This window comes from Pseudomonas sp. Irchel 3A7 (assembly GCF_900187565.1).
Taxonomy (GTDB): domain Bacteria; phylum Pseudomonadota; class Gammaproteobacteria; order Pseudomonadales; family Pseudomonadaceae; genus Aquipseudomonas.
On record NZ_FYED01000008.1, the window covers coordinates 124,565 to 148,312 of the forward strand.

The following is a 23,748-nucleotide window of genomic DNA, read 5'->3' on the forward strand; positions in this document are numbered from 1 at the left end:
TTGGTGGCGCTTGCCCAACGAGCGCTCACGGGTATGCTGGTCACCTGCCGAGGAGATAGAAAATGGCCCACGATTTTGACCTTTATGTGATTGGCGCCGGTTCAGGCGGTGTGCGGGCGGCTCGATTTGCGGCCGGTTTCGGCGCGAAAGTGGCGGTGGCCGAGAGTCGCTACCTGGGTGGTACCTGCGTGAACGTCGGCTGCGTGCCGAAAAAGTTGCTGGTCTATGGCGCGCATTTCGCCGAGGACTTCGAGCAGGCGTCGGGGTTTGGCTGGAGTCTGGATGAGGCGCAGTTCGACTGGGCGACGCTGATCGGCAACAAGGACCGCGAGATCAATCGCCTGAATGGCATTTACCGCAACCTGCTGGTCAACAGCGGTGTGACCCTGCATGAAGGTCACGCGAAAATCGTCGACCCGCATACCGTCGAGATCAATGGCGAGCGTTTCACGGCGAAGAACATATTGATCGCCACCGGCGGCTGGCCGCAGATCCCGGAAATTCCGGGGCATGAACACGCGATCAGTTCCAACCAGGCGTTCTTCCTCAAAGAACTGCCCAAGCGCGTACTGGTGGTGGGTGGCGGTTACATCGCTGTCGAATTCGCCGGGATTTTTCACGGTCTCGGCGCGCAAACGACGCTGCTGTATCGCGGTGAATTGTTCCTGCGTGGTTTCGACGGTTCGGTGCGCAAGCATTTGCAGGAAGAGCTGACCAAGCGCGGCATGGACCTGCAATTCAACGCCGACATCGAGCGTATCGACAAACAGGCTGATGGCAGCCTGAAGGTGACGCTCAAGGACGGTCGCCAGCTGGAGGCCGATTGTGTGTTCTACGCCACGGGCCGGCGTCCGATGCTGGACAATCTCGGGCTGGAAAACACCGGGGTCAAACTCGACAAGAAAGGTTTCGTCGAAGTGGACGAGCAGTATCAAACCGCCGAGCCGTCGATCCTGGCCCTGGGCGATGTGATCGGCCGCGTTCAACTGACGCCGGTGGCACTGGCCGAAGGCATGGCGGTGGCGCGGCGTTTGTTCAAGCCCGAGCAGTATCGCCCGGTGGATTACAAGATGATCCCGACGGCGGTGTTCAGCCTGCCGAACATCGGTACCGTCGGATTGACCGAAGAAGAAGCGCGTGATGCCGGGCATGAGGTGGTGATCTTCGAAAGCCGTTTCCGGCCGATGAAGCTGACCCTGACCGAATGCCAGGAGCGCACGCTGATGAAGCTGGTGGTGGATGCCAAGACCGACAAGGTGCTGGGTTGCCACATGGTCGGGCCGGAAGCCGGCGAGATCGTGCAGGGTCTGGCGATCGCATTGAAGGCAGGCGCCACCAAACGCGACTTCGACGAAACCATCGGCGTACACCCGACGGCCGCCGAAGAGTTCGTCACCATGCGTACGCCGGTCGCCGGTTAATCATCCCTTGTGGGGGCGAGCCTGCTCGCGAAAGCGGTGGGTCAATCGGCAGTGGTGTTGGCTGTGCTGGCCTCTTCGTCGGAACGCCGCCCGGAGCTGGCTCGCTCCCACAGGGAGTTTGTGTGGTTCATGATGTTTGTGTTCCGCCACTGTCCCTTGTGGGAGCGAGCCTGCTCGCGAAAGCGGTGGGTCAGCCAGCGGGGATGTTGGATGTGAAGGCGTCTTCGCGAGCGGGCTCGCTCCCACTGGGAGTTTGTGTGGTTCATGATGTTTGTGTTCCGCCACTGTCCCTTGTGGGAGCGAGCCTGCTCGCGAAAGCGGTGGGTCAGCCAGCGGGGGTGTTGGATGTGAAGGCGTCTTCGTGAGCATGTTCATTCGGGCAGTGGGTCGGGTTTGTTCCGGCGCACGTTTTCTTCAAGCTCCGCCTGGGCCTTGGTCAATTCGATTTCCAGTGATTTGTTGATCTGTGCCTGTTCATCGACATTCTGTTTAAGCGACTGACTTTCCAGCAGGGCGACGCGCAAGCGTTCCTGGAGGAGGGTGCGTTCGCCGTCGACACGGGTGGTTTGCTCCAGCAACTGATCCTGACGGTTGTTGCTCTGCTTGAGTTGTTCCTGCAGCAGGCTCAGCTCGCGCAAGGTGCCGCGATTTTCCGTCAGCAAACGCTCGTTGTCGCGGTGCAGCTGGGTGATTTCATCCTGTCGGACCAGCGCGTTTTGCTGGGCCTGACGCAACTCCATCTGCAACTGCTGCACCTGACTTTCATGGCGGCTGTGTTCCTGTTCGCGTTGCTCCTTGACGGCATTGCGGTAGTGCTCAAGCGCGTCGCGCGCATGCAGGTGCTTTTCCTCCAGCGAGCGGATCTGCTCGTCTTTGTCCTGCAAGCGTAATTCAAAATCGGCCAACGCCTGATTCAGCCCGGCATTGCGGGTTTGCTCGGTCTGCAGCAGGGCGCGGGTTTCGTGCAGTGCCTCGGATTCCTGGGTCAGTGCCAGGCTCTGAATCTCGTACTGCTGATGCAGTTCGGTGTTGGCTTCCCGGGCTGCTTCCAGTTGCGTTTCCAGCGCTTTACGTTGCGTTTCGAACGCTTCGCGAGCCTGATCGATCGGCGCTTGCGCCTGCTCCTTCAAGCGTTGTGCCAGTCGTGAAACCAGTGCCAGCAACTCGTCGTCGATGGGCTCGGAAGGCTCTGTTTCCGCCGTTTCGGGGCCATCGCCCAATTCTTTCAAATACCGATGAATCGTGGTCTTGGAGCCGGTATTGCCCATTTCGATCCGTACTGCATCGATGCTGGGGTTCTCGCCGCGAGCGAGGATCGCCAAACGCGCAGCCTGCACTACTGCCTTATTTACACCGCCACGGGCCATGACTGCTCCTACGATTTCGTGATGTGGTACGTATTACGTAAATACACATTGTACCATTGTATTATAAAAGTTAAATACAGCATGTTATTGACACGGGATATACTGGTATTACCCCGTGTCAAAGCAGTTTTGAGATATTCCATGTGTACACCCCCCTGTAGGAGCGAGCTTGCTCGCGATGAATTCACAGACGCCGCTGGGTATCAGGTTTCACGCGTTATCGTTCACGACCATCGCGAGCAAGCTCGCTCCCACAGGTTTCCCGCAAGGCCATTGCGATGAGTGAGCTCGACCGTTACCTGCAAGCCGCCACGCGCGACAACACCCGTCGCAGCTATCGCGCAGCCATCGAGCACTTCGAAGTCACCTGGGGTGGATTTCTGCCGGCCACCGGTGACAGCGTGGCGCGTTATCTGGTCGCCCATGCCGGTGTGCTGTCGATCAACACCTTGAAGCTACGATTGTCGGCGCTGGCGCAGTGGCACAACAGCCAGGGCTTCGCCGACCCGACGAAAGCGCCGGTGGTACGCAAGGTATTCAAGGGGATTCGTGCATTGCATCCGGCCCAGGAAAAACAGGCCGAGCCATTGCAGCTTCAGCATCTGGAACAAGTGATCGAATCCCTGGCGCGAGAAGCGCAAACCGCCCTGAGTCAGGGTGATCGACCGGGACTGCTGCGAGCCAGGCGCGACACGGCGTTGATCCTGTTGGGCTTCTGGCGAGGCTTCCGGAGCGACGAGTTGTGTCGTTTGCAGGTCGAACATGTGCAAGCCACAGCCGGCTCCGGCATCAGCTTGTACCTGCCACGCAGTAAAAGTGACCGGGAAAACCTCGGCAAGACTTACCAGACCCCGGCCTTGCAGCGGTTATGCCCGGTGCAGGCATACATCGCCTGGATCACTGAGGCCGCTCTGGTGCGCGGAGCGGTTTTTCGCGGCATTGATCGCTGGGGCCATTTGAGCGAGGAGGGCTTGCACGCCAACAGCGTGATCCCATTGCTGCGTCAGGCGCTTGAGCGTTCTGGCATCGCCGCCGAACACTACACCAGCCACTCGTTGCGCCGCGGTTTTGCCTCCTGGGCACATCAGAGCGGCTGGGACTTGAAGTCATTGATGAGTTACGTAGGCTGGAAGGACCTGAAATCCGCCATGCGCTACATCGAGGCCAGCCCATTTCTCGGCATGACCCGCCTCACCGAAAAACCATTGTAGGAGCGAGCTTGCTCGCGATGGACTTGAGGGCGCTGCGTACATTCAGGAGGTACGTGTCAACGTTGACGACCATCGCGAGCAGGCTCGCTCCCACAAGATCGTTTTCTTCTATTAATACTGTTGGCTAATAGCGAAAGCCAATCAGCAGCATCAGGTTTGCCAATGAGCCAACCGTCCGTCGAGTGGGTAAAGTTCACTCCATCAAGTTCTTAACCCCTGACGGAGAGTCAACGATGCCTATCATCAACAGCCAAGTTAAACCGTTCAAAGCTACCGCCTACAAAAACGGCGACTTCGTACAAGTGTCGGACGCTGACCTGAAAGGCAAGTGGTCGGTCGTGTTCTTCTACCCAGCCGACTTCACCTTCGTGTGCCCAACCGAGCTGGAAGACCTGGCCGACAACTACGACGCATTCCAGAAGCTGGGCGTCGAGATCTACAGCGTTTCCACCGACACTCACTTCGCTCACGCTGCCTGGCACAACACTTCGCCAGCCATCGGCAAAATCCAGTACACCATGATCGGCGACCCGACTCACGTGATCTCCCGCAACTTCGACGTGCTGATCGAAGAAGCTGGCCTGGCTGACCGTGGCACCTTCGTGATCAACCCTGAAGGCCAGATCAAAATCGTCGAGCTGAACGATGGCGGCGTGGGTCGTGACGCTTCCGAGCTGCTGCGCAAAATCAAGGCTGCCCAGTACGTTGCCGCTCACCCGGGCCAGGTTTGCCCAGCCAAGTGGAAAGAAGGCGAGGCCACTCTGGCTCCGTCCCTGGACCTGGTCGGCAAGATCTAAGTCTGTGACGCGTAATCCGGGGCGGAACTCCGCACCTGCTCAGTAAGCTGCACCGCCCAATAAAACGCCCGGGCGAGATTCGCTCGGGCGTTTTTTTATGCAAAAAATTCAGTAAAGGAAATCGCCCGTATGTTGGACGCCAATCTTAAAGCCCAGTTGAAATCGTACCTGGAACGGGTCACCCAACCGATCGAGATCGTTGCCTCCCTCGACGACGGTGCGAAATCCCGGGAAATGCTCGAACTGCTCAAAGACGTTGCCAGTCTTTCTAACCAAATTACCTTGCTCGACAACGGTGACGATGCCCGCAAGCCATCGTTCTCGATCAATCGCCCGGGTGCCGATATCAGCCTGCGTTTCGCCGGCATCCCGATGGGGCACGAATTCGCTTCGCTGGTGCTGGCCCTGCTGCAAGTCGGCGGCCACCCTTCGAAGGCCAGTGTCGAGGTCATTGAACAGATCCGTTCGCTCAAAGGCGAGTTCAACTTCGAGACTTACTTCTCGCTGTCCTGCCAGAATTGCCCGGACGTGGTCCAGGCGTTGAACCTGATGGCCGTGTTGAACCCGAACATTCGTCACGTCGCCATCGACGGTGCACTGTTCCAGGCCGAAGTCGATGCGCGCCAGATCATGGCGGTGCCCGGCATCTACCTCAACGGGGTGAACTTCGGTCAGGGTCGCATGGGCCTGGAAGAAATCATCGCCAAGATCGACACCAGCGGCATCGAGCGTCAGGCCGAAAAGATCAGCGCCAAGGAAGCCTTTGATGTGCTGGTGGTCGGCGGTGGCCCGGCCGGTGCTTCGGCGGCCATCTACGCCGCGCGTAAAGGCATTCGCACCGGTGTCGCGGCTGAGCGTTTCGGCGGCCAGGTGCTGGACACCATGGCTATTGAGAACTTCATTTCGGTGCAGGAAACCGAAGGGCCGAAATTGGCGGTGGCGCTGGAAGAGCACGTCAAGCAGTACGACGTGGACATCATGAACCTGCAACGTGCCGACAAGCTGGTGCCGGGCACGAATGGCGAGCTGCATGAAATTCAATTCGCCAGCGGCGCCAGGCTCAAAGCCAGGACCGTGATCCTGGCGACCGGTGCGCGGTGGCGTGAAATGAACGTGCCGGGTGAACAGCAATACCGCAACAAAGGCGTGGCGTACTGCCCGCACTGTGACGGCCCGCTGTTCAAAGGCAAGCGCGTGGCAGTGATTGGCGGCGGTAACTCCGGCGTCGAAGCGGCCATCGACCTGGCCGGCATCGTGTCCCATGTCACGCTGCTGGAGTTCGACGTGCAACTGCGCGCCGACGCGGTGTTGCAGCGCAAGTTGCACAGCCTGCCGAACGTTACTGTGATCACCAGTGCGCAAACCACTGAAGTGACCGGCGACGGCCAGAAGGTCAACGGCCTGCGCTACAAGGATCGTCAGACCGACGAACTGCGCAGCGTGGAGCTGGAAGGCATCTTTGTGCAGATTGGCCTGTTGCCCAACACCGATTGGCTCAAAGGCACCATCGAGCTGTCACCGCGCGGCGAGATCATCGTCGATGCCCGTGGTGAAACCTCGATACCAGGCGTGTTCGCCGCCGGTGACGTGACCACCGTGCCGTACAAGCAGATCGTGATCGCGGTGGGCGAGGGCGCCAAGGCTTCCCTGAGCGCTTTCGATCATCTGATCCGCACGTCGGCCCCGGCATAAACGCCAAGGCTGAAAACACAAAACCTTGTAGGAGCGAGCTCGCTCGCGATGGTCGTCAACGATAACGCGGGCTGCCAGATACCCCGTGGCGATTTCATGTTCATCGCGAGCAAGCTCGCTCCTACTAAGAAAAACCCCATGAGCGATCATGGGTTTTTTTGTGTGTTGCGCAATCCAAATAATGGATTGATCTTTGTGGGAGCGAGCCTGCTCGCGAAAGCGGTGGGTCAGTCAACTAAGATGCTGAATGATAAGTCGCCTTCGTCGGAACGCCGCCCGGAGCAAGCCCGCTCCCACAAGGGATTCTGCGGTGAGGCTTACAGCGGGGCAGGCTGGATGATTTCGACCCAATAGTTGTCCGGGTCCTTGATGAACGCCAGGCTCTTCATGCGGCCGTCGTTCAGGCGTTTCTGGAAGTCGCAGCCCAGTGCTTCAAAGCGCTCGCATGCGGCGACGATGTCCGGTACCGAGATGCAGATGTGGCCAAAGCCGCGCGGGTCGGTGTTGCCGTTGTGGTAGGCGAAGTCCGGGTCGTTTTCGGTGCCGTGGTTGTGGGTCAGTTCGAGAATGCCGGGGATTGATTTCATCCACTCGGTGCGCGCGGCGGCGTCGGCCGGGATCTGTGATTTATCGACCAGCGCGAGGAAGTACAGGCTGAATTCGGCTTCCGGGAAATCGCGTTTTTCCACCAGAGTAAAACCGAGGATGCGCGTGTAGAAATCCAGCGACCTGGTGATGTCCTTGACCCGCAGCATGGTGTGGTTGAAGACAAATTTTTGCGTCGCGGCATCAGGTTGGGCGGTGACGCCGGGGAAGGTGTTCAGTTCGTGCAGGCTCATGGGCCCTCCGGAATATAAGCGGGGCTATCGAATGGCGACAATGATACGCAAGGGTTCGGACATCACCAAACCCAATGCGTCGGCTATTGCCTGACAGCCGGCCCGGGCTCAGACTTCACGGCTCAAAACGCGAGTGTTGATTGCAATGATTCGATTCAGTACATCGGTGTTCGTCCTGGTTGGCATGCTGTCCTGGGTTGCCAGCGCCCGGGCCGAGGCGCCGGTCATGATTTGGCCTGCGGGCTGGCAGGTCGAAGAGATGGCCCCAAGTGATGCCGCTTCCACTGTTTCCCGCCAGCGCGCGGTGAAAGTCGATTCGGGCGGCACGCCGGTGATGGTGATGGAATTGACCATGACGCAAGTGGAAAGTGGTCACCAGGTGAACCTTGAAGGCGTGTTGCTGGAGATGCGCAAGTCAGTGCAAAAAGACTTTTTTCAGGGTGGCTATCAAAGTGTCTGCAACCGGATTCATCCGACGACCTTGAGCCGATTGTCGGCGCTGGAAACCACCTGCACCATTACGCAAAACGGCCGTCATGTCCTTTCTCAAACTTTGGTCGCTGCAGTGGACGCCAATAAAGCCTACGTTCTTTCCTACGCCGGGCAGGCCGAGGCTTATAAGGCCAGCCTGGATGAAATACAGGCGGCGCGTAGCGCCTTGAAACTTTAATCGAAGACTTTAGTGACTTCAGGCTTTATGCCCATGCGGAAATGTTTAGATACCCAAAAGGATTAAGCAAAAAGTTAGCCGGCAAGTAGCGAGTTGATCGACCAACATCGTTGCATTTAGCGGCTATTCATGAAAAAGCCCTGCATTCGCAGGGCTTTTTTTTACGGCGCAAGTGCTTAGCCGCGCAACCAGGAATCAACGGTAGAGGCACCGTATTGTTCCTTCCAGGCTTTCAGGCCGCGGTGGTTGCCACCCTTGGTTTCAATCAGTTCACCGGTGTGCGGGTTCTGATAAACCTTGACCACGCGAGCGCGGCGGGTCTTAGGCGCCGTAGCCTGTTGCAGGCCGGATTTGGCCGGGTTCGGATCGAGAATGGCGATGATGTCGCGCAGGCTCTTGCCGTAGGTTTTCATCAGCCCCTGGAGCTTCTCTTCGAATTCGATTTCTTTCTTGAGCCCGGCATCGTTCTTCAGGGACTCAAGCTGCTTGAGCTGCTCTTGAAGGGCCTTTTCAGCTGCACGAAATTCAGCGAGTCTGGACAATATCTTTACTCCAATAGTGTGTTTGGCTGATACCAACCGCAAACAAAGCTATAAGCCAAGAGCCTTGAAGCGACTCGGTGATAAATGGCTCACCTGCCAAATAACCGCAGGCATGAAAAATTGTAGTAGTTAATGGCGCAAGAGTAAATCATGTCTTTTTTTTCATGTAACCAAGAGCGGTTTTTTGTTTCAAATTGGTGCGTTCTATCGCTGTCTCGTCGCTTGAAAACGTTAGTTAATGGTCACTTAATGCACTAATGAACTCCACACCGGGCATCGGTCGCCCATACAGATAGCCTTGCAGGAAGTTAACGTTATGGGCGGTCAGGTAATCACTTTGCACCTGGGTTTCCACGCCTTCTGCAACCATCGCCAGATCGAGCTTGGCGGCCAGCTCCATGATGCTGTCCAGAATGTGGCCGGACAGTGTGTCGATACCGATCATGGCAACGAAACTCTGGTCGATTTTCAGGTAGTCCACATTGAACTGGCGCAGGTAGCCGAGGCTGGAATGGCCTGTACCGAAGTCATCGATGGCGATCTTCACCCCAAGTTCGTGCAACTGCTCGAACAATTGATGGGTAACAGGCGTGGGCTCGATCAGTTCGCGCTCGGTCAACTCCAGCACTAGGTAAATGGACCCTGGCGCGAAAGCTGCCAGGAATCGGCGGCAATCTTCGACCAGGTCCAGATCCTGGCAGTGACTGGCGGTGATGTTGATGCCGATGTGAAAGGGCTCTTTGAACGACGCGGACAGCGGCGCCAGCAACGCGCAGGTCTGTTGCATCAATGAACGGGTCATCGGCACGATCAGTCCGGAGTATTCGGCGAACGGAATGAACAGGTCCGGACGCACCAGGCCCTCTTTCGGGTGATTCCAGCGCATCAATACTTCAATGCCCGACAGTTTTTTGCTGTCACCGTGCACGACCGCCTGGAAGTAAGGAACGAACTCCGCCGCTTCCAGCGCACGCTTCATTTCATGAGTCGGTGATGATGAACGTTTTTGCAGCAGGTGCCCGATCAAACCGGAAACAGCACCAAAAAAGATCAGCAGGCTGAACAGTGGCGGATATTCACTGCTCATGTAGCGCCAGGTTTCGCCTTCGGGAAAACCGGCCTCTACGCCAAAGGCATAACGGGAAGAGTCGAGCCTGGTTTGCGCCACCGGAAATTCGGGCAAGGCATCATCATGAAAGTGGCCGTCGGCGGACAACCAATTGGAGCCAACCTGCAAAACCAGGAGAGTCTTGCCGCCGATCATGCGCAAGACGTTACTCAGGTGGTAGCCATCAAGTGTGCTCATGGCGCCGCGTTTGCCTTCGCCGAGGCGGTACACCAGCAATGCGGTGTCGGGCGTGACCGGGTTGCCCTTCATTAATAGCAAACGACCACCGGTATAGTCCCCGGATGCGATCTTCTCGTGATAGTCGCCAAACAGGGAACTGCAATAAATGGTGTCATCCCACACCAGATTGGTCGAACGCACGAAGGGACGTCGGGTGACTTGTTCGCGCAACGCCAGGTTGACGTCGATGCAACTTTGTCCGGCCAGCGGCAGTAATTCCCGAGCAGCCTGCGCTGTGTTGTCGAGCATCAGTTCGAATTGGCGAATGGCCTCTTCGGCGGTTAGTTCAGCGCTTTGTTTAAGTGTTCGTTCAGCCTGCATATAAAGTATGACAGCACCCAGCACGAGCGGGAGTAATCCGCTTGCGAGGGTCACAGCAATCCTGGTGCTGCGTTTGCGGGTCTTGGCGTTCAGGGGCATTCGCGAAACCTGTAACAATGAAATAGGGCTCTCAAATACCGGCAGGAAGCATCGCCCTGCAGGAAGCGTTCAAGTTCGAGCCATGATAGTTGGCCCTTGGCACTTATGCCGCTCAACGGTAATCGAGTCGCTGGGCCAGTTTGATGAAGGCCAGCGCCGCCGGAGATGCCTGGCGCTGATCGAGTACGGCCAGGCCGACCTGTCGGGCCACGGCGGGGGACAGATTCTTTTTCACATGGCGGCTGTCATTCAGTTCGGGCAACGAGCCTTCGGCGACCACGGTCAACCCGTCGCCGCGCCCCACCGTGTCCAGGGTGCTCAGCAGCTGCGAGCAGCGAAAACGGATGTTGGGTGTCAACCGGGCGGCGTTGAACAACCGTGTCACCAGCTCCGAGGATCCGGCCTCGGTCAACACGAAAGGGTCGTGGCACAAGTCGCTCAGGCTCACGCTGTCGCGGATCGCCAGCGGATGATTGGCCGGCAGCAGCGCGACCATCTGGTCTTCCATCAGCGCCACCGTGTCGAAACGCTCGTCCGGCAGCACCACAAAGCCAATGTCGATCCGCCGTTCTTCCAGCCACTGGATCACCTGACGGTCCGGGCCTTCATCGATGTGAACCTCGATGCCCGGATGTTCGGCACGGTAGTGCTGCAGGATCAAGGGCAATAACTTGATTGATGAGGTGGGGCCGAACGAGCCTATGCGCAAGGTGCCGCGCTTCATGCCCCGGGCATCCGCCGCTTCCTGGCGCAGCGTGTTGGCCAGCCCCAGCATGGCCCGCGCGCGCAGCAGGAGCAGTTGGCCGATGTCGCTCAATTCAACCTGGGATTGATGGCGGCGCAGCAGTTCGACGCCCAGTTCCTGCTCCAGGGATTTCAACGCATGGGACACCGCCGATTGGGTAATCCCCAGGCGATTGGCTGCCGCCGTGAAGCCGTGCAACTCGGCGACGGTGGAGAAGATCTCCAGCTGAGTGAGAGTCATGAGCTTTTACTCATTTTACGATGACCAAGTATTAGCCCAATGATACGTCATCCAATCGATCACAAATCCGGAGACCTATGTCCACATGTGAACAAAGCCTGTCCAGGCAGTCCGATGTGCCGGTTTATTTGAAACTGGCGACGGTCACCATGATCTGGGGCGGCACCTTTGTGGCAGGGCGGTTTCTGGCTGACAGCCTCAGTCCGCTGTTTGCCGCCAGCCTGCGGTTCCTTCTGGCCAGTGCGGCGCTGCTGCTGTTTTTACTCCTGACCCGCGTACGGCTGGTGCGACCCAGCCCCAGGCAATGGTTGCAACTGGTGCTGCTGGGTTTTTTCGGGATCTTCTTTTACAACTTGTGTTTCTTTTATGGCCTGCACTACATCAACGCCTCGCGGGCGTCGTTGATCGTGGCGCTCAACCCTGCGGTGATCGGCCTGGCCTCGTGGCTGATGTTCAAGGAGCACTTGAGCCGGCTGAAAGTCGTCGGTATCGCCATCTGCATTGCCGGCGCAAGCCTGGTGATCGTCAGCCGCAACCCGCAACTGCTTGCCGACAATCCCGACGCCTGGATCGGCGACCTGTTGATTCTCGGCTGCGTGCTCGGCTGGGGTATTTATTCGCTGTGCTCCAGGGAGCTGAATCACTGCCTGGGGCCGGTGCAAACGGTGACTTGGTCGATTCTACTGGGCACCTTGATGCTGTGGCTGACTTGCGCATTTCGCGGCGAGGTGAGGGTGGATGTACTCGCCAGTCTTGGCCCGACACAGTGGCTGAGCCTGATGTACCTGGGCGTATTGGGCTCAGCCCTGGCGTACATTGGCTACTACGACGGCATCCGCAAGATCGGTGCGACCCGTTCCGGTGTGTTTATCGCCCTGAACCCGCTGACAGCGGTGATCCTCGGCGCGCTGCTGCTGGGCGAGCAACTGACGCTGGCGATGTACGTGGGGGGAGGGCTGGTTCTGGCGGGGATTTACCTGTGCAACAAACCCCTTGCGCCCACGGGGAAAAAGCGGATTTTATACAGAAGGCGGACAAACTGATTTACGCTGTGTAGAATCAGGTTACGCATATAAGAATAACGTCTTCTGGCAGCAGAAGCCTCGCCCGCAAGAGCCTTGGGTCGACAATGAAGAGTTTTGGGTTTCAATTGATCTACGGTGACTTCCTCGCCCGCAGCGTGCGGGGCATCTCCTGTGCGCCACCCACCGGTCTCAGCATTGCTAGCAACTAACCTTTGTTAATTGATAAGAATGATGAGGCGCCAACCATGGCAGATTTATACGAAAACCCAATGGGCCTGATGGGCTTTGAGTTCATCGAATTCGCATCGCCAACCCCCAACACCCTGGAGCCGATCTTCAAGATCATGGGCTTCACCAAGGTCGCGACCCACCGATCCAAAGACGTGCACCTGTATCGTCAGGGCGCAATCAACTTGATCCTCAACAACGAACCCAACAGCGTGGCCTCGTACTTTGCGGCCGAGCACGGTCCGTCGGTGTGCGGCATGGCGTTCCGGGTCAAGGATTCGCAGAAAGCCTATAAGCGTGCCCTGGAACTGGGCGCCCAGCCGATCCATATCGAAACCGGCCCGATGGAGCTGCATCTGCCGGCGATCAAAGGCATCGGCGGCGCGCCGCTGTACCTGATCGACCGTTTCGGTGAAGGCAGCTCGATCTACGACATCGACTTCGTGTACCTCGAAGGCGTGGACCGCCACCCGGTCGGTGCCGGCCTGAAAATCATCGACCACCTGACCCACAACGTGTACCGCGGCCGCATGGCCTACTGGGCGAACTTCTACGAGAAGCTATTCAACTTCCGCGAGATCCGCTACTTCGACATCAAGGGCGAATACACCGGCCTGACGTCCAAGGCCATGACCGCACCGGATGGCATGATCCGCATCCCGTTGAACGAAGAATCGTCCAAGGGTGCCGGGCAGATCGAAGAGTTCCTGATGCAGTTCAACGGCGAAGGCATCCAGCACGTTGCGTTCCTCTCCGACGACCTGATCAAGACCTGGGATCACCTGAAAAGCATCGGCATGCGCTTCATGACTGCGCCACCGGACACCTACTATGAAATGCTCGAAGGCCGTTTGCCGAACCACGGCGAGCCGGTTGGCGAACTGCAGGCAAGGGGCATTCTGCTGGACGGCTCGTCCGAATCGGGCGACAAGCGTCTGCTGCTGCAGATCTTCTCGGAAACCCTGATGGGGCCGGTGTTCTTCGAGTTCATCCAGCGCAAGGGTGACGATGGTTTCGGTGAAGGTAACTTCAAGGCGCTGTTCGAATCCATCGAGCGCGACCAGGTTCGTCGCGGCGTGTTGTCCACTGATTAACCCGGTCCACCGCTAAAAACTGTGGGAGCGAGCCTGCTCGCGAAAGCGTCTTCAGATTCAACATTGATGTTGACTGAATGACCGCATTCGCGAGCAGGCTCGCTCCCACATTTGTTTTGTGATTGCCTCAAAGCCTGCGCTGGCGCATCAGGTGCTTGAACCCTTCAAACACCAACACCAGCACCGCCAACCAGATCGGGATATAGGTCAGCCATTCTCCCGGCTTGATGCTTTCACCCAGCAACAACGCCACGCCGAGCAATAGCACCGGCTCCACATAGCTCAATAGACCGAACAGGCTGAACGGCAGCAAGCGGCTGGCGATGATGTAGACCACCAGTGCCGAGGCGCTGATCAGACCGAGCAGCGGGATCAGCCAGGCGAGGGCCGGGTGCTGATCGAAGACGCCGAAGCCTTGCTCGCCACCGTGCACGAACCAGTAGGCAATCGGCAGCATCAGGGTCATGTCCACCCACAGTCCGCCGAGGTTGTCAGCCTTCAGCCATTTGCGCAGCACGAAGTACAGCGGATAGCCCACGACCACCACCAGGGTGGCCCAGGAAAAACCACCGACCTGATACAACTCATTGACCACGCCCAGGCTGGCGAAGAACACCGCGACCTTTTGCAGATACGACAGACGTTCCCCGTAGGCGATGCGCCCGGTCAGCACCATGGCCAGCGGCAACAGGAAATAGCCCAACGACACGTCAAGGCTGTAGCCGTTGAGCGGCGCCCACATGAACAGCCAGAGTTGTACACCCAGCAACGCCGACGAGACGATCAGGCCGCCAATCAACTTCGGTCGGAGGTTGATCCGCCGCACCAGGTCAGCCACACGCCGCCATTCGCCGGACACCACCATGAACACGGTCATGCACGGCACGGTCAGCAGCATGCGCCAGCCAAAAATCTCCACGCCGCTCAGGGGGGTGAGCAGCGAAGTGTAGTAATACATGACGGCAAACAGCACCGAGGCTGAAACCGATAGAGCGATACCTTTAGACAAGCTGTCCTCGCGTGAATTTGAGTGGGTAAAACGGCCGCAGAGGATACGTTGTTTTAGTGATAAATATTGTCCGTTCGATCAATAAGATCCCCTGTGGGAGCGAGCCTGCTCGCGAATGCGATCTTCCAGTCAACATTGATGCTGAAGGGTAGACCGCTTTCGCGAGCAGGCTCGCTCCCACAAGAGGGCTTTGTGTTACTTCAGTTGGTATGTGGTTTACGACCCGAGACGAAATGGCTCACATCATTGAACCCCGGTGTCGACGCATGCCCCGGCGTCACCAGCGAGTCGATAAAGGCTTCATCTTCAACCGTGATCTGCACCGCCTGCGCCTTAGTGTAGGCATCCCACTGCGCTTCGGTGCGCGGGCCGACGATGGCCGAGGTGACGGCGCGGTTGTTCAGCACCCAGGCGATGGCGAACTCGACGATGCCCACCCCGCGTTCCTGGGTGTATTGCTGGATCTGCTGGGCGATGCGCAAGGACTCTACGCGCCATTCGGTTTCCAGGATGCGTTTGTCCTGGCGCCCGGCGCGGCTGTTGGCATCCGGTTTCACGTCCGGCGCGTACTTGCCGCTGAGTACGCCGCGCGCCAGCGGGCTGTAGGGCACCACGCCCAGACCATAGTTCTGCGCGGCGGTGATCTGCTCGGTTTCGGCCTGGCGGTTGACGATGTTGTACAGCGGCTGACTGATCACTGGCCGGTCGACCCCCAGCTTATCCGCGACGTGTATGACTTCGGCAATGCGCCAGCCCCGGTAGTTCGACAAACCCCAATAGCGGATCTTGCCCTGACGAATCAGATCGCCAATCGCCGACACCGTGACCTCCAGCGGCGTGTTGTGGTCTTCGCGGTGCAGGTAATAGATGTCGAGGTAGTCAGTACCGAGGCGCGTCAGGCTGGCGTCGATGCCATTGAACAGGTGCTTGCGGCTCAGGCCGCTGCGGTTCGGTACCCCATCCACCGGACCGAAACCGACCTTGGTGGCCAGCACCCATTCATGGCGGCGACTGGCGATCGCTTCACCGACGATTTCTTCGGAGCGGCCGTTGGTGTAGACGTCGGCGGTGTCGATGAAATTGATGCCCTGATCCCAGGCCTTGCCGATGATCCGCAGGGAATCTTCGGTGCTGGTCTGTTCGCCGAACATCATGGTGCCCAGGGTCAGGGTAGACACCTGCAAACCCGAATGACCCAGCGTGCGGTAGCTCATGGTGAAGTCCTTTTGCCAGTGGGAAAGGCTCAAACAAATACCAGAACAACCGCGCGGGGCAAACTGATTTATCAACCACACAAAATCAAAACTGTGGGAGCGAGCCTGCTCGCGAAAGCGGAGTGTCAGTCAACTTGTTTGTTGAATTTCATACCGTATTCGCGAGCAGGCTCGCTCCCGCAGGGGATTGGTTTTACACCCGCAGAGTGCGCGTCATGCGCAACGCCAGCAGACTCCCGCCGACGATCACCCCCGCCAGTACATACAAAGCGGCATCGGTCGACCCGCTGGTGTCCTTGACCCAACCCACCAGGTACGGGCTGAGGAAACCGGCCATCTGCCCCATGGAGTTGATCAGCGCCAGGCCACCGGCGGCTGCGCCGGCGCTGAGCATTGCGGTCGGCACCGGCCAGAACATCGGCAGGCCGGTGAGGGCGCCCATGGTGGCAATGGTCAGGCCGAGGATGGCGATGGCCGGGTGAGCGGCAAAATTCACGGCGATCAATAGACCGACAGCACCCATCAGCATCGGCACCACCAAATGCCAGCGGCGCTCCTTGCGCAGATCCGCCGAGCGGCCGACCATCAACATGAACAGCGCCGCCAACAGATAGGGAATCGCACTCAACCAACCGATCACCAGGTTATCGCTGAAACCCAGATTCTTGATGATCGACGGCAGCCAGAAGTTGATCGCGTATACGCCGCTCTGGATGCAGAAGTAGATCAGGCCGAAGGCCCAGATCGCCGGGTTCTTGAACACCGCCAGCAGCGAATCGCTGGTGGTCTTCGGTTTGTTCGCCAGGTCTTCTGCGTGGTCGGCTTCCAGCACCGAACGCTCGAACGGCGTGAGCCATTTGGCGTTGGCGTAACTGTCGCTGAGCAGGAAATAGGCGAGGGCGCCGAGGATCACAGTCGGAATGCCTTGCAGCAGGAACATCCACTGCCAGCCCGCCATACCGCCCTGGCCTGCGGCGAAATGGTTGAGGATCCAGCCGGAAAACGGACTGCCCAACAGGCCCGAAACCGGGATCGCCGACATGAACAGCGCCATGATGCGGCCACGGCGGAAGGTCGGGAACCACTGCGAAAGGTAGAGCACCACGCCCGGGAAGAACCCGGCTTCGGCCGCGCCGGTGAACAGGCGCAGCGTGTAGAACTCGGTCGGCGTGGTGACGAACAGCAGGCAGGTCGACAGCGTGCCCCAGGTGATCATCATCAGCGCGATCCAGCGCCGTGGGCCGAATTTGGTCAGGGCCAGGTTGCTCGGCACGCCGCACAGCACGTAGCCGATGAAGAAAATCCCGGCGCCGAGGCCGTACACGGTTTCGCTGAACTTCAGCGCGTCGAGCATCTGCAACTTGGCGAAGCCGACGTTGACCCGGTCCAGGTAGTTGAACAGGTAGCAGATGAAGATGAAGGGGATCAAACGCAGGGTGATGCGCTTGTAGACGGCGTTTTTCTCGTCAACGATGGCCTGGGTAGCGGCGGCGCTCTGTGACATGGCGGCTCTCTCTTTATTATGATTTTTTGCGATGCAAAGGGTAACGTTGATCGCCCTGCGAGTCTCGGCCACCGCCCGGGTCGTTGTCTTTGTGCCGGCGCACAGGGATTGCCACCCAGCCCTGTGCGGGCGAACAATCAGCCCATCCTGTATTCAAGGAACACCGTTATGTTCGAACTCGATCACGACCTGGCCCAGGACATCGTCGACCGGGCGATGGCCATCCTGCCGTACAACGTCAACGTCATGGACAGTCAGGGATTGATCCTCGGCAGCGGCGAACCGGAGCGGGTTAACACCCGCCATGAAGGCGCGCAATTGGTGCTGGCCAATGGGCGTGTGGTGGAAATCGACGCGCAGACTGCGATTCATCTCAAAGGCGTGCAGCCGGGGATCAACCTGCCATTGATGCTCGATCAGCGCTTGATCGGTGTGCTGGGCATCACCGGCGAACCCGAACAATTGCGCACTTACGCCGAACTGGTACGGATGACCGCCGAGATGTTGGTGGGCCAGCGCAATCAACAGGCCGAGCAGCAATGGCGGCGCCAGCGTTGCGATGACCTGTTGGCGTTGCTGCTCAGCGACGCCGGGAGTTCACCGCGCTTGATCGACGAGGCGCAACAGCTCGGGCTGAAGCCGCAAATGACCCGGGTGCCGTACTTGTTCGAACTGGGCCTGGAGCACGGGCCGGGGCAAACCGTCGAGGCGCTCAGTGCCTGGTTGACCAGCCGATACCCCGACAGTTGGTGCGTGAGTTCGGCCAAGTCCTCGTTGCTGTGGTGCCGGCCGGCCAGCCAGAACATCGAGCATGACCGCTTGCTGGAAAAGCTCGACGGCCTGGGCTGGAACATTTTGCGCATCGCCGTGGGCGGGCAGGCGGACGGGCTGGCGGGGTTGCGTCGCTGTTATCGTCGGGTCGGTGATCTGTTGGCTTACGGACGCGATGTGCTGCCGCAATCGCGTTTGTTGACGCTGACCCGCTATCGCTTGCCGGTGATGCTCTGGCGTCATCGCAACGACGACGCCCTTGATGAATTGCTCAACCCGTTGCGCAAAGTCATCGCCAAGGACAGCAACGGCCAACTGTTGGCGACCCTGCGCAGTTGGTGCGACCACGATGGTCAGAGCCAGGCCTGCGCTGAAGCGCTGGGGATTCATCGCAACAGCTTGCGCTACCGGATGGAGCGGATCGCCGAGCTGAGCGGCGTCGACCCCCTGCGCCTCGATGGCATGCTCGCCCTGTACCTCGGCGTCCAGCTGCTCCCCCAGACCGACCCAAGCCCATAACCCACACATCTCCTTCCTGTGGGAGCGAGCCGGCTCGCGAAGAGGCCGTCACATCCAACATCCCTGCTGACTGACCCACCGCCTTCGCGAGCAGGCTCGCTCCCACAATGGGCGGTGGTGGGGCACAAATGCCATGAACCACGCCAACCCCCTGTGAGAGCGGGCTTGCCCGCGAAGAGGCCGTCACATCCAACATCCCAGCTGACTGACCCACCGCCTTCGCGAGCAGGCTCGCTCCCACAATGGAAGGTGTCGGGACACAAATGCCATGAACCACGCCAACCCTCTGTGGGAGCGGGCTTGCCCGCGAAGAGGCCGTCACATCCAACATCCCAGCTGACTGACCCACCGCCTTCGCGAGCAGGCTCGCTCCCACAATGGACGGTGGCGGGGCACAAATGCCATGAACCACGCCAACCCTCTGTGGGAGCGGGCTTGCCCGCGAAGAGGCCGTCTCATCCAACATCCCAGCTGATTGACCCACCGCCTTCGCGAGCAGGCTCGCTCCCACAATGGACGGTGGCGGGGCACAAATGCCATGAACCACGCCAATCCCCCGTGGGAGCGAGCCTGCTCGCGAAGAGGCCGTCACATCCAACATCCCTGCTGACTGACCCACCGCCTTCGCGAGCAGGCTCGCTCCCACAATGGGCGGTGTCGGGACACAAATGCCATGAACCACGCCAACCCCCTGTGGGAGCGAGCCTGCTCGCGAAGGCATTCTTCCAGACACATCCTGCTAAAAACCGGTCTCACCCTCTGGCAACCACAGGACTAGCCTTCTGAATGACTTAACCATGCAAGGGGCAACGGAATGCCTGATTTATCCGCTTCGCATCGTCTGCGTCTCGGTCGTTTTACCGAACCCAATCGGATCTACCTACTGACGACTAATACCCTTGGAAGAGAGCCTGTATTCAACGACTTTGCCTTGGGCAGATTGGTCGTCGCTCAGTTTCGTGCCGCACAAGATCTGGGTCATGCCCATTCATTGGCCTGGGTGGTCATGCCTGATCACTTTCACTGGTTGATCGATTTGCAGCGCGGATCATTAAGCGAGTTGATGCAAAGAACCAAATCCTTGAGCACCAAGGCGATCAACCGGTTCACTGGCCCACAGGCAAGTCTCTGGCAGCAAGGCTTTCATGACCGAGCACTGCGCCGTGATGAAGACCTGGTAAAAGTGGCCCGGTACATTGTCGCAAACCCGTTAAGGGCGGGGCTGGTCGATAAACTGGGTGACTACCCGCTGTGGGATGCCATTTGGGTTTGAGCTGAAACCGGGTTGCCCTTCTTCGCGAGCAGGCTCGCTCCCACAGGGGCTTGTGTTAATTCTCGGGTTTTGTGGAAATGAACAATAATCCTCAGTACCGCTTGTGCAGCGGACCGGCGTCATTGTGCTTGCCGGCTGGCAGCATGGGGGCATTGGAACTGGAGAATTCCCATGAAAATCGTGATTGCCCCCGATTCGTTCAAGGACAGCCTGAGTGCCCAAGGCGTGGCCGATGCCATTGCCCTTGGCCTGGCCGAGGTCTGGCCCGATGCGCAGTTGATCAAATGCCCGATGGCTGACGGCGGGGAAGGGACGGTGGAGTCGGTGCTGGCGGCGTGCGATGGTCAGCTTCGGCATGCCGCGGTGCAAGGGCCGCTGGGCACGACGGTCGAAGCCGCCTGGGGCTGGTTGCCCCACAGCCACACCGCGATCATCGAAATGGCCGAGGCCAGCGGCTTGCAATTGGTGCCGGTCGATCAGCGCGATGCCTGCATCAGCAGCACCTTCGGCACCGGTGAACTGATCCGCGCGGCACTGGATGCCGGCGCGCAGCGCATCATTCTCGCCATCGGCGGCAGTGCCACCAATGACGGCGGCGCCGGGGCGATGCAAGCCCTGGGCGTGAAACTGCTCGATGCCCAAGGCCTGCCCTTGGCACCGGGCGGCCTCGCCCTCGCGCAGCTGTTTCGCATTGATCTGAGCGAGATCGATCCGCGCCTGGCCAATGTGCGCTTCGACATCGCCGCCGACGTGAACAATCCCCTCTGCGGCCCCCACGGCGCTTCAGCGATTTTCGGCCCGCAAAAAGGTGCCTCGCCCGAGCAGGTCCAGCTACTGGACCACGCCCTCGGTCACTTCGCCGATCACTGCGCAAATGTGTTGAGCAAGGATGTACGCGACGAGCCCGGTAGCGGTGCCGCAGGCGGCTTGGGTTTTGCCGCCAAGGCGTTTCTCGGTGCGCAGTTCAAGGCAGGTGTCGAGGTGGTGGCGGAGTTGGTCGGTCTGGCGGATGCCGTGCAAAACGCTGATCTGGTCATCACCGGCGAAGGGCGTTTCGATGCCCAGACCCTGCGTGGGAAAACGCCCTTCGGCGTCGCTCGGATTGCCCGGCAACAGGGTGTTCCAGTGATCGTCATCGCCGGCACCCTGGGCGAGGGATACCAGGCGCTGTACGAACACGGCATCGACGCCGCGTTCGCGTTGGCGAGCGGGCCGATGACTCTGGCACAAGCCTGCAGTGAGGCGCCTCGCCTGTTGCGTGAGCGGGCAAGCGATATTGCGCGGGTGTGGCGGGTGGCAGCACGTAGAGCCTGACTCATTACATCAGTCAAAGAGATCAATGTGGCGAGGGAGCTTGCTCCCGCTGGACTGCGCAGCAGGCCCCTTCTTTTTGGGGTAAGAGGGGGCCGCTTCGCAGCCCGGCGGGAGCAAGCTCCCTCGCCACAAAGGCTCCGGGTAACCGCGCTTAAACAAGCAATATGCAGCGATTTCAAAGTGGGAGTTCGCACTGCCTTCACCCGGGTACCTGTCAACTTTGACAGTATCGCGTTTTAAAAAACCGGCGCTTAATTCCTCCAGGTCTTGCGACCGGGCAGAACGACAAGCGCTTAGCAGTGTTTAGCCATGGGTTGGACTGCCAGAGAAGTTTGAAGGTCATGGCGCTGTTCATGACCGAACTGAAACGGATTTGGAGAGACACACATGGCCGGTTCATTCCAGAAACTGACTGCCGAGCAGGTGCGGGACCGTTATCGTCAAAGCTTCCCACGGGCCGATCTAGTGAAACCCACGATCGTTGATGCCATGGATGGCACCGGATTGATACACAGCAGCAAGCTTGACTTCCCATTGAAAGTCGAAATTCCAGAGTGGAGTGACCGACCACTCTTTTCAGGTGCGCCCCCCAATGTGTTGAGGATGGAGTGGCTGCTTCCCTCTTCAAAGCAATGGCAAGATTTCGGTGACCCTGAAGATATTCCAGGGCCCATTGATGCGCCCGACCTCAAATTCCCACTGGATAGGAGTATCCCGGTTGACGTATTCAGGGATCACGAAGGGCCGTTTGAATTTCGTTACCGCGTAAAAAACTGGAATAACGCAACCGAACGAGTATCAGCGACGGCCCCGGTGCTGCTCGATAGAACCGGGCCGGTCTGGGTCAATCCGCTCACGGCCATGATCGATATCGTTGAAAAGCCCGTGATCACCGATGCTGTTTTGGCGCGAGACAGAGGGGTCTTTTGCACCATCCCGGATTTTGTCGAGGCTAACAGGGTTGAGGTATGGGTTAACGTGTACTTGATGATCAGGCCGCCGTTGCCGACGGAGAATATTGCCGATTCTCTCGTGCTTTCCATCCAGCTTCCTGCAAATCGCAGAGTACTGATACCTGAGGATGCGATCAAGGGTTATGGCTCCAAGACCCAATACGCAGTGGCCGTCCTGCGCGATAAGGCAGGTAACCTGGGTGAACGGTCGCTTCCGGCTACGGTACCGGTTGCGCTGGGTACGCTGCCCAGTGGCTTGCATCTTTGCACGGTACCTCTGGCCGAGGACGCCGAGACATTGATTGATCGGGCCGACGCGGCTTTTCCAACCGAGGTTCACATCAAGGAGTACACAGAATGGCACGATAGTCATGGCGTACAGATTCGGTGGGGGGGGCACAAGCTTCCCATCACATCTGTTGGTGCACACAGTAAGTGGCCACTGAAAATTCCGGTGCCCTGGTCCATCATTGCACTCGTGTACGACTTTGACTCGCCTACGCATGTACAACCTATCGATGTCGACTACCAGATTCTGGTAGGCGATTACCCCTTTGATTCGCCGGGTCCCGTCAACATCAATACGGATTTAGCGCTCCCCAAGCCGGGTGATCCAGACCCCGATCCGATCGATATCAGTCTGAACAAAATTGAATTCTTGAGTTTCAGTGGCAGCAGTACCAAATTGACAGTGGCCGATATCGATGAAGACGCAGCCTTATCTATCGAGCTGTACGATGACCCTGAGATCGGCGTTATCTTTACGCCGCGCTACAATGGCGTTCCCCTCCTGGCGGCCCCGTATGAAGTCAATGGAAGCGAAACGCCAAACCAAAAAATACCCTTCACCGTGACGTGGGACGAAATCAAACAGTTTCCAGTCATGGAAAACTTGGCGATTGATTACACCCTGACGCATCCAGACTTCAATAACCCGCAGCATTCACTTCCTACCCACATCGATGTGCTCGTTGAAACCGTCCGACATCCTGATCCGCAATTCCCGGAAATACCGGGCGAGCCGGCGAATTTGATCAACTGCAACTTCCTGCGCCAGAAAGATGGGGAATGGGGCATTATCATGCACATTCCAAAATCGACCTATTTGAAAAAAAATACAGCGGTAGCGCTTGAGTGGAACACTTATGAGCCCGGTGGTACGGAAATAGCCACCCACACCGAGACGCTGACTGTTTCCCAGGAAGAGGAAGATAACGGTCTCGATTGGCTCGTACCCCATGACAAATGCCTGAAACCGACGTATCCCACTTACAGTTATGGGGTAGGCAAGATGAACTACACAATCACCGTACGCGGACTTCCTGTGCCATCCGCCACGGTTGAAAGGTTCATTGCCGTATTTGAAGCTGACGGCGGTGCGGGCAACATGAACTGCATAATCCCCAGACCTTGAAGCCATTTAACAACAGGCAGCAGGAAGAGCGCATTTTCCTGCTGCCGGTCATTGAGTGTGGCCAGATTTCGGAAAAGTCCTACAGACGCATCTGGAGATTCTGAATAACTTTGCCGCCCCGGTTTGTAGGGCAAAGCC

Annotated in this window: 19 protein-coding genes; 11 read left to right on the forward strand and 8 right to left on the reverse strand. The window is 58.5% G+C overall.

Features of this window, described 5'->3' with window-relative positions; translation table 11 throughout:
• Positions 1 to 62: 62 nt before the first annotated feature.
• Positions 63 to 1,421, forward strand: a complete 1,359-nt coding sequence (gene gorA, locus CKW21_RS15080) for a glutathione-disulfide reductase (protein ID WP_095194739.1) — start codon at positions 63 to 65, stop codon at positions 1,419 to 1,421.
• 371 nt (positions 1,422 to 1,792) lie between these two features.
• Here gorA and CKW21_RS15090 read toward each other — a convergent pair whose 3' ends face one another.
• Positions 1,793 to 2,788: a DNA-binding protein gene (locus CKW21_RS15090; RefSeq protein ID WP_095194741.1), complete on the reverse strand. Its 996-nt coding sequence runs from the start codon at positions 2,786 to 2,788 to the stop codon at positions 1,793 to 1,795.
• A gap of 278 nt (positions 2,789 to 3,066) precedes the next feature.
• On the opposite strand from CKW21_RS15090, the gene CKW21_RS15095 reads away from it, so the two are divergent.
• The 3 genes from CKW21_RS15095 to ahpF all read left to right on the forward strand — a co-directional run bounded on the left by CKW21_RS15095 (position 3,067) and on the right by ahpF (position 6,488).
• On the forward strand, positions 3,067 to 3,999 hold the full coding sequence (locus CKW21_RS15095) for a site-specific integrase (RefSeq protein WP_095194742.1): 933 nt from the start codon (positions 3,067 to 3,069) through the stop codon (positions 3,997 to 3,999).
• 233 nt (positions 4,000 to 4,232) lie between these two features.
• Positions 4,233 to 4,796 (forward strand): alkyl hydroperoxide reductase subunit C, encoded by a 564-nt coding sequence (ahpC, locus tag CKW21_RS15100; RefSeq protein WP_095194743.1) that lies wholly within the window; start codon positions 4,233 to 4,235, stop codon positions 4,794 to 4,796.
• A 129-nt stretch (positions 4,797 to 4,925) separates the two neighbouring features.
• Positions 4,926 to 6,488: an alkyl hydroperoxide reductase subunit F gene (gene ahpF, locus CKW21_RS15105; protein ID WP_095194744.1), complete on the forward strand. Its 1,563-nt coding sequence runs from the start codon at positions 4,926 to 4,928 to the stop codon at positions 6,486 to 6,488.
• 317 nt (positions 6,489 to 6,805) lie between these two features.
• Here the strand turns inward: ahpF and gloA are convergent, their stop codons facing one another.
• On the reverse strand, positions 6,806 to 7,327 hold the full coding sequence (gene gloA, locus CKW21_RS15115) for a lactoylglutathione lyase (RefSeq protein ID WP_095194746.1): 522 nt from the start codon (positions 7,325 to 7,327) through the stop codon (positions 6,806 to 6,808).
• Positions 7,328 to 7,472: 145 nt separating this feature from the next.
• On the opposite strand from gloA, the gene CKW21_RS15120 reads away from it, so the two are divergent.
• On the forward strand, positions 7,473 to 7,997 hold the full coding sequence (locus CKW21_RS15120) for a DUF4946 domain-containing protein (RefSeq protein ID WP_095194747.1): 525 nt from the start codon (positions 7,473 to 7,475) through the stop codon (positions 7,995 to 7,997).
• A 176-nt stretch (positions 7,998 to 8,173) separates the two neighbouring features.
• Here the strand turns inward: CKW21_RS15120 and CKW21_RS15125 are convergent, their stop codons facing one another.
• The 3 genes from CKW21_RS15125 to CKW21_RS15135 form a co-directional block, all read right to left on the reverse strand.
• Positions 8,174 to 8,539 carry a histone-like nucleoid-structuring protein, MvaT/MvaU family gene (locus CKW21_RS15125; protein WP_095194748.1) on the reverse strand — a complete coding sequence of 122 codons (366 nt, stop codon included), beginning with the start codon at positions 8,537 to 8,539 and terminating at the stop codon, positions 8,174 to 8,176.
• 235 nt (positions 8,540 to 8,774) lie between these two features.
• Complete coding sequence (locus CKW21_RS15130; protein WP_095194749.1) at positions 8,775 to 10,307, reverse strand: cyclic diguanylate phosphodiesterase; 1,533 nt, start codon at positions 10,305 to 10,307, stop codon at positions 8,775 to 8,777.
• 112 nt (positions 10,308 to 10,419) lie between these two features.
• A complete protein-coding gene (locus tag CKW21_RS15135; RefSeq protein WP_095194750.1) occupies positions 10,420 to 11,292 on the reverse strand; it encodes a LysR family transcriptional regulator in 873 nt (290 codons plus the stop codon).
• Positions 11,293 to 11,369: 77 nt separating this feature from the next.
• On the opposite strand from CKW21_RS15135, the gene CKW21_RS15140 reads away from it, so the two are divergent.
• A complete protein-coding gene (locus tag CKW21_RS15140; protein ID WP_095194751.1) occupies positions 11,370 to 12,335 on the forward strand; it encodes a DMT family transporter in 966 nt (321 codons plus the stop codon).
• Between the two features lie 227 nt (positions 12,336 to 12,562).
• Positions 12,563 to 13,639, forward strand: a complete 1,077-nt coding sequence (hppD, locus tag CKW21_RS15145) for a 4-hydroxyphenylpyruvate dioxygenase (protein ID WP_095194752.1) — start codon at positions 12,563 to 12,565, stop codon at positions 13,637 to 13,639.
• A gap of 127 nt (positions 13,640 to 13,766) precedes the next feature.
• Here hppD and rarD read toward each other — a convergent pair whose 3' ends face one another.
• The 3 genes from rarD to CKW21_RS15160 all read right to left on the reverse strand — a co-directional run bounded on the left by rarD (position 13,767) and on the right by CKW21_RS15160 (position 17,366).
• The gene (rarD, locus tag CKW21_RS15150) at positions 13,767 to 14,648 is read right to left on the reverse strand and encodes an EamA family transporter RarD (protein ID WP_095194753.1); all 882 of its coding nucleotides are present in this window, start codon (positions 14,646 to 14,648) and stop codon (positions 13,767 to 13,769) included.
• A 200-nt stretch (positions 14,649 to 14,848) separates the two neighbouring features.
• The gene (locus CKW21_RS15155; RefSeq protein WP_095194754.1) at positions 14,849 to 15,862 is read right to left on the reverse strand and encodes an aldo/keto reductase; all 1,014 of its coding nucleotides are present in this window, start codon (positions 15,860 to 15,862) and stop codon (positions 14,849 to 14,851) included.
• Between the two features lie 193 nt (positions 15,863 to 16,055).
• Positions 16,056 to 17,366 (reverse strand): MFS transporter, encoded by a 1,311-nt coding sequence (locus CKW21_RS15160; RefSeq protein ID WP_095194755.1) that lies wholly within the window; start codon positions 17,364 to 17,366, stop codon positions 16,056 to 16,058.
• 168 nt (positions 17,367 to 17,534) lie between these two features.
• Here CKW21_RS15160 and CKW21_RS15165 point away from each other — a divergent pair, with 168 nt between their 5' ends.
• The 4 genes from CKW21_RS15165 to CKW21_RS15195 all read left to right on the forward strand — a co-directional run bounded on the left by CKW21_RS15165 (position 17,535) and on the right by CKW21_RS15195 (position 23,610).
• A complete protein-coding gene (locus CKW21_RS15165; protein WP_095194756.1) occupies positions 17,535 to 18,656 on the forward strand; it encodes a sugar diacid recognition domain-containing protein in 1,122 nt (373 codons plus the stop codon).
• 814 nt (positions 18,657 to 19,470) lie between these two features.
• Positions 19,471 to 19,929: a transposase gene (locus CKW21_RS15185; protein WP_095194757.1), complete on the forward strand. Its 459-nt coding sequence runs from the start codon at positions 19,471 to 19,473 to the stop codon at positions 19,927 to 19,929.
• Between the two features lie 171 nt (positions 19,930 to 20,100).
• Positions 20,101 to 21,243 (forward strand): glycerate kinase, encoded by a 1,143-nt coding sequence (locus CKW21_RS15190; protein ID WP_095194758.1) that lies wholly within the window; start codon positions 20,101 to 20,103, stop codon positions 21,241 to 21,243.
• 387 nt (positions 21,244 to 21,630) lie between these two features.
• On the forward strand, positions 21,631 to 23,610 hold the full coding sequence (locus tag CKW21_RS15195; RefSeq protein WP_095194759.1) for a hypothetical protein: 1,980 nt from the start codon (positions 21,631 to 21,633) through the stop codon (positions 23,608 to 23,610).
• Positions 23,611 to 23,748: the final 138 nt, after the last annotated feature.

Excerpts from the sequence above, each read along its gene's own strand:
- gorA (WP_095194739.1), top strand. The coding sequence starts at position 63 with ATGGCCCACGATTTTGACCTTTATGTGATTGGCGCCGGTTCAGGCGGT.
- gloA (WP_095194746.1), bottom strand. The coding sequence starts at position 7,327 with ATGAGCCTGCACGAACTGAACACCTTCCCCGGCGTCACCGCCCAACCT.
- CKW21_RS15120 (WP_095194747.1), top strand. The coding sequence starts at position 7,473 with ATGATTCGATTCAGTACATCGGTGTTCGTCCTGGTTGGCATGCTGTCC.
- CKW21_RS15160 (WP_095194755.1), bottom strand. The coding sequence starts at position 17,366 with ATGTCACAGAGCGCCGCCGCTACCCAGGCCATCGTTGACGAGAAAAAC.
- CKW21_RS15090 (WP_095194741.1), bottom strand. The coding sequence starts at position 2,788 with ATGGCCCGTGGCGGTGTAAATAAGGCAGTAGTGCAGGCTGCGCGTTTG.
- ahpF (WP_095194744.1), top strand. The coding sequence starts at position 4,926 with ATGTTGGACGCCAATCTTAAAGCCCAGTTGAAATCGTACCTGGAACGG.
- CKW21_RS15135 (WP_095194750.1), bottom strand. The coding sequence starts at position 11,292 with ATGACTCTCACTCAGCTGGAGATCTTCTCCACCGTCGCCGAGTTGCAC.
- CKW21_RS15140 (WP_095194751.1), top strand. The coding sequence starts at position 11,370 with ATGTCCACATGTGAACAAAGCCTGTCCAGGCAGTCCGATGTGCCGGTT.
- CKW21_RS15185 (WP_095194757.1), top strand. The coding sequence starts at position 19,471 with ATGCCTGATTTATCCGCTTCGCATCGTCTGCGTCTCGGTCGTTTTACC.
- CKW21_RS15190 (WP_095194758.1), top strand. The coding sequence starts at position 20,101 with ATGAAAATCGTGATTGCCCCCGATTCGTTCAAGGACAGCCTGAGTGCC.
- CKW21_RS15130 (WP_095194749.1), bottom strand. The coding sequence starts at position 10,307 with ATGCCCCTGAACGCCAAGACCCGCAAACGCAGCACCAGGATTGCTGTG.
- ahpC (WP_095194743.1), top strand. The coding sequence starts at position 4,233 with ATGCCTATCATCAACAGCCAAGTTAAACCGTTCAAAGCTACCGCCTAC.
- CKW21_RS15155 (WP_095194754.1), bottom strand. The coding sequence starts at position 15,862 with ATGAGCTACCGCACGCTGGGTCATTCGGGTTTGCAGGTGTCTACCCTG.
- CKW21_RS15195 (WP_095194759.1), top strand. The coding sequence starts at position 21,631 with ATGGCCGGTTCATTCCAGAAACTGACTGCCGAGCAGGTGCGGGACCGT.
- hppD (WP_095194752.1), top strand. The coding sequence starts at position 12,563 with ATGGCAGATTTATACGAAAACCCAATGGGCCTGATGGGCTTTGAGTTC.
- CKW21_RS15095 (WP_095194742.1), top strand. The coding sequence starts at position 3,067 with ATGAGTGAGCTCGACCGTTACCTGCAAGCCGCCACGCGCGACAACACC.
- CKW21_RS15165 (WP_095194756.1), top strand. The coding sequence starts at position 17,535 with ATGTTCGAACTCGATCACGACCTGGCCCAGGACATCGTCGACCGGGCG.